At 69.4% G+C, this 4,192-nt stretch carries 4 protein-coding genes and 1 pseudogene; 3 read left to right on the top strand and 2 right to left on the bottom strand.

Translation table 11 applies throughout. The annotated features are described in order from the left end of the window. Positions 1 to 193: hypothetical protein (locus I0Q12_RS15735; RefSeq protein ID WP_231610769.1), on the top strand; the 193-nt coding region annotated here is incomplete at its 5' end. Between the two features lie 21 nt (positions 194 to 214). On the opposite strand, the gene I0Q12_RS15730 is transcribed toward I0Q12_RS15735, so the two are convergent. Further along, positions 215 to 1,708 (bottom strand): MFS transporter, encoded by a 1,494-nt coding sequence (locus I0Q12_RS15730; RefSeq protein ID WP_197252821.1) that lies wholly within the window; start codon positions 1,706 to 1,708, stop codon positions 215 to 217. A gap of 186 nt (positions 1,709 to 1,894) precedes the next feature. On the opposite strand from I0Q12_RS15730, the gene I0Q12_RS15725 reads away from it, so the two are divergent. Next, positions 1,895 to 2,602 carry a TetR/AcrR family transcriptional regulator gene (locus tag I0Q12_RS15725; protein WP_197252819.1) on the top strand — a complete coding sequence of 236 codons (708 nt, stop codon included), beginning with the start codon at positions 1,895 to 1,897 and terminating at the stop codon, positions 2,600 to 2,602. Here the strand turns inward: I0Q12_RS15725 and I0Q12_RS15720 are convergent. Then, positions 2,550 to 3,581, bottom strand: a complete 1,032-nt coding sequence (locus tag I0Q12_RS15720) for an adenylate/guanylate cyclase domain-containing protein (protein WP_374068709.1) — start codon at positions 3,579 to 3,581, stop codon at positions 2,550 to 2,552. The two genes, I0Q12_RS15725 and I0Q12_RS15720, sit on opposite strands and share 53 nt — an antisense overlap. A 225-nt stretch (positions 3,582 to 3,806) precedes the next feature. On the opposite strand from I0Q12_RS15720, the pseudogene I0Q12_RS32945 reads away from it, so the two are divergent. Further along, a pseudogene (locus I0Q12_RS32945) lies at positions 3,807 to 4,192 on the top strand (translation initiation factor); the annotation flags it as partial.

Raw genomic sequence — 4,192 nt, 5'->3', positions numbered from 1 at the left:
CTCGCCGACGCGCATGCACAATCGACAGACCCGAAGTATCTGGAGGTACATCGCCATGTGTTATCCCGTGACCTGCCCGGTGTGTGGCAAGACCGGCTGGGAAGGATGCGGCCAGCACGTCGACGACGTGATGCGCGACGTCCCGGTCGCCGAACGGTGCTCGTGCGCCGACCAGTCAGTCGCGGGACGCTGACGCCGCTGCCGCGAACCGGGGTCAGTGCGGTTCGCGGACCTTCGTGACCCGGGAACGGCCCGGGGAGAGGAACGCCGCGACCACGGCGCCGATCGCGAGGATCACCGCGATCGTCCACGACGCCTGCTGCATGCCGGCGAGGAACGCCGACCGCGCCAGGTCCGCGAGTTCGTCCCCGCGCGGTCCCGCGGCCTCCGCGACCTTCAGTGCCGACGCCAGCGAATCCGAGACGGCGGTACTGGCGGTCGGATCCGGAATCGCGGCCGCAACCGGTTCGATCTTCCGGCCGTACATCGCGGCGACCGCCACGCCGATCGCCGCGCCGAGTTCGCGGGTGGCGTCGTTGACCGCGGACGCCACTCCCTGCTTGTCGTCGGGCGTGCTCGACACGATCGCGTGTGTCGCCGGCGCAGAGACCATGCCCAGCCCGACGCCCGGCAGCAACAGGGCCACGTTGATGAGAACGGTCGACGACTGCGGATCGAGATTCCCGATCAGCACGAACGAGCCCGTGAGGACGGCGAGGCCGCCGGTGAAGAGGAAGCGCAGCCCGACTCGCGGGACGAGCGGTGGGATGAGCACCGACACCGTCATCACCAGCAGGATGAGCGGGATCAACTGGATCGACGAGCCGAGCGGCGAGTAGCCGAGCACCAGCTGCAGGTACTGCACGACGATGAAGAAGACGCCGAACATCGCGACGAACTGGAACAGCAGTGTCAGTGCCCCGGAGCCGAAGGCGCGATGGGTGAACAACCGGACGTCGAGCAGGGGAGCGGGCGTGCGCAGTTCGGTGAGCACGAAACCCGTTGCGGCAGCGAGACCCAGAATGATGCAGGCGAGGACCGCCGCGTCGGTCCAGCCGCGGTGTGGCCCCTCCATGAGCCCGAACACGAACAGGCCCACCGCGATGATCGACAGGGCACTGCCGACCAGGTCCGGCGGGAAGTGTTCCTGAGCCCGCGACGACGCGATCGTCAGCGACGCCACGAGCAGCACCACGGCGGCCACCGCGAAGCTGACGAAAATCATGATCCACGAGCTGTATTCGAGGATGACGCCGGAAACGAGCAGGCCGGCGATGCATCCCGCACCCGCGGTTCCGGCCCAGACACCGACCGCCCGTGCACGGCGTTCCTCCGGGAATCCGGCGGTGATCACCGAGAGGGTCGCGGGCATGACCAGGGCCGCACCGAGTCCGGCGAGGCCCCGCGCGGCGATGATCCACGTCGGGCTGTCGAGCACGAGGGGCAGCGCCGACGACACGGCGACGACCGCCAGACCTGCGACCAGCACGCCGCGGCGGCCGTAGCGGTCGCCGAGTGCGCCGGCCGGGAGCAGCAACGCCGCGAGCACGAGCGTGTAGCTGTCCACGATCCAGGTCAGCTCGCTCTGGGTCGCACCGATGTCGACGGCGATGTCGGGCAACGCCATGTTCAGCGACGCCATCGCGGCGACGACGAGAGCCACGGCCGCGCAGGCGACGATCAGCAACCACCACTGCGCCCGCGTCAGGCGTGACTGGGGTTCCGGTGTTGCGGTGGTGCTGGTCGAGCTTTTTTCCGATGTTTCGGACACGAGCCGGCCTTCCCGGAGCGGGGTCACGAAGAAACGAGACTGCCAGTATCGTAACCGAACTGTCGGTATCACAGGCAAGGGCGAAGCCGAACGGATACAACTGTGGACGTGAGTACCCAGCCCCTGCCTGCCCCCGATGACGACGGTCGCGACCCGGTCGCCCCCGGTCGGTACGGCGACGAGGACCCCCGCAAGGCGAGGTCGCGGGCACGGCTGCTCGACGCTGCGACCGCACTGCTGGCGAAGGGCGGAGCGGAAGCGGTCACCATCGATGCGGTGACCGGACTGGCACGCGTCGCGCGGGCCACCCTCTACCGGCATTTCGCCAACGGCGAGGAACTCGTCGCGGCGGCCTTCGCGCGAATGCTGCCCCCGATCCCGCCCGTGCCGGACGGTGACCTGCGCGATCAGCTGGTGGCGCTGGTCGTCGCGCAGGCCCGGATCCTCGACGAGATCCCGATCCCGCTGACCGCGATGTGCTGGATGGGGCTCGGACCGGGGCTCGGGGACTACTCGAGCGCCGAGGCGCTGAGCCACGAACGCCCGGAACTGCTCTCGCTGCGTGAGCGTCTCGTCGAGCGGTACCGCGAGGCATTCGACCGCGTCTTCGTCACCCCGACCGCGCGGGAGCAGCTCGGTGACTTCGACTACGACCTCGCGCTCGCGCAGCTGATCGGGCCCGTCGTGTTCACGAAACTCGCGACCCTGCCGTCGCTCGATCACGCGGCGTGCGAACGCATCGTCGACGACTTCCTGGCCGCACGGGGATGCCGTCCGGTCAGGAACGGGCCGCGCGCAGTACCGACGGTCGCAACCGATGAAAGTCCTTGACGCGTAGGTTCCGGATCGACCGCACCTCGAACTCGCCGGACGCGCGGAGCCGGTCGGCCAGTGCCGAATCGACGAGGATCGTGCCGGGGCGTGCCACACCGGTCAATCGCGCCGCGATGTTGACGACCGAGCCGAACAGGTCGCCGAACCGTGCCAGGGCCGGACCCCATGCCAGCCCCACCCTCAGCTCCGGGGCGTCCGGCCGGGCCCCGAACGACTCCTGCAGCGCCAGCGCGATCCGGGCTCCGTCGACGGGATCCTCCGCTGCGAACATCACCTCGTCGCCGACGGTCTTGATCACCCATCCGTGGCCCTGCGCGATGACGGTGGTCACAGCGGACTCGAACTCCTCGAGCAGGTCGCTGAGTTCGTCGGCCTCGATGCGGCTCGTCAGGCGCGTGTAGCCGACCATGTCGGCGAAACCCACGACCAGGTCGCGGCTCGTCGCGTCCTCGCGGGCCCGCACGATGTTGCGTTCGGTCGTCGCGACCAGGTGGCGGCGCCACACGAACATCTGGGTCTCCTCGACCAGTTGCAGGACGTCGCGCAGCAGGGTGCCGACGAACTCGTCGATCTCCGCGGGGGCCGGGGCGGTTCCCGCATAGGCCGTGTCGAGCCGGTCGAGGAGATGGGTGTTGAGCAGCGACACCTGCCATTCGGCGAGGCGGGACATCGACTGGCCGAGTGACCGCGCGGCGGGCACCTCCATGTCGGGGGAGACCGCGCCGCTGGAGACAAGCGCCGCGATGTTCCGCAGTGCCTGCACGTCCCCGTCGGTGAACATCACCGCACCCGGATCCGGGTCGACGGCGAAACCCAATGCCTGCCAAAGACGCTGGGCACGCTCGGTCGAAACCCCGGCGAGTTCCGCGGCCTGTCGCTGGGTGTAGCGGCGGTCGCCTCCGAGCAGGGAACGTTCGAATGCGCGCTGCACTCCTGTCAGCAACTCCGGGTCGAGCGACACCGTCGCCTTCGACACCGCCGACCCACGGTCGTCCGCCTGCCGATCCGAAGCCTCCACGCCTGCTCTCCTCACCGCCGCCGGGGCGACCGACCACCTGCTCGGCGAACACCCACCGTTCACGCCGCGGACACGACGTGACCTTCGAAGAGTCGCACACGGTCGTGTCGTACCTCTGTGCGACAGTGTTCGCGATCCACCCACCCCGGGACCGAATTCACCCGAAGCCAGGAAGGACGTGGCATGCCGCCCCGCAGACGAGCCGGAGCAGACCACCTCAGTGACGAGCAGCTTGCCGAGCTGACCACCGCACTTGCTGAGGACCGGCGCGCGACCGTCTATCTCATCGAGGGTATTCCGAGTTTGGGCATCGAGCCGGGGACATCGGCGAAGGTCATCGGTATCGACGGTCGCACCGTCACGGTCCGGCCCAAGGGCGTCAACGACGAACTGCCCTTCGAATACGACGAACTGCGCCTGACCCGGCCGGTGACGCCGAAGTCCCGGGCCGCCGAGCCGACTCCGGCCGCGCCGCGCCCGTCCGCGAAGCCGGCACCCGCGCCCGCACCGAAGCCGGCCGCCGCGTCCGCGTCGAAGCCCGCCGCCTCGAATCCGGCGCCGAAGCCCGC

Source organism: Rhodococcus sp. CX, assembly GCF_015865005.1.
GTDB lineage: Bacteria > Actinomycetota > Actinomycetes > Mycobacteriales > Mycobacteriaceae > Rhodococcus.
The sequence above is the reverse complement of the archived record's forward strand: the minus strand, read 5'-3'. Positions and strand labels throughout refer to the sequence as shown.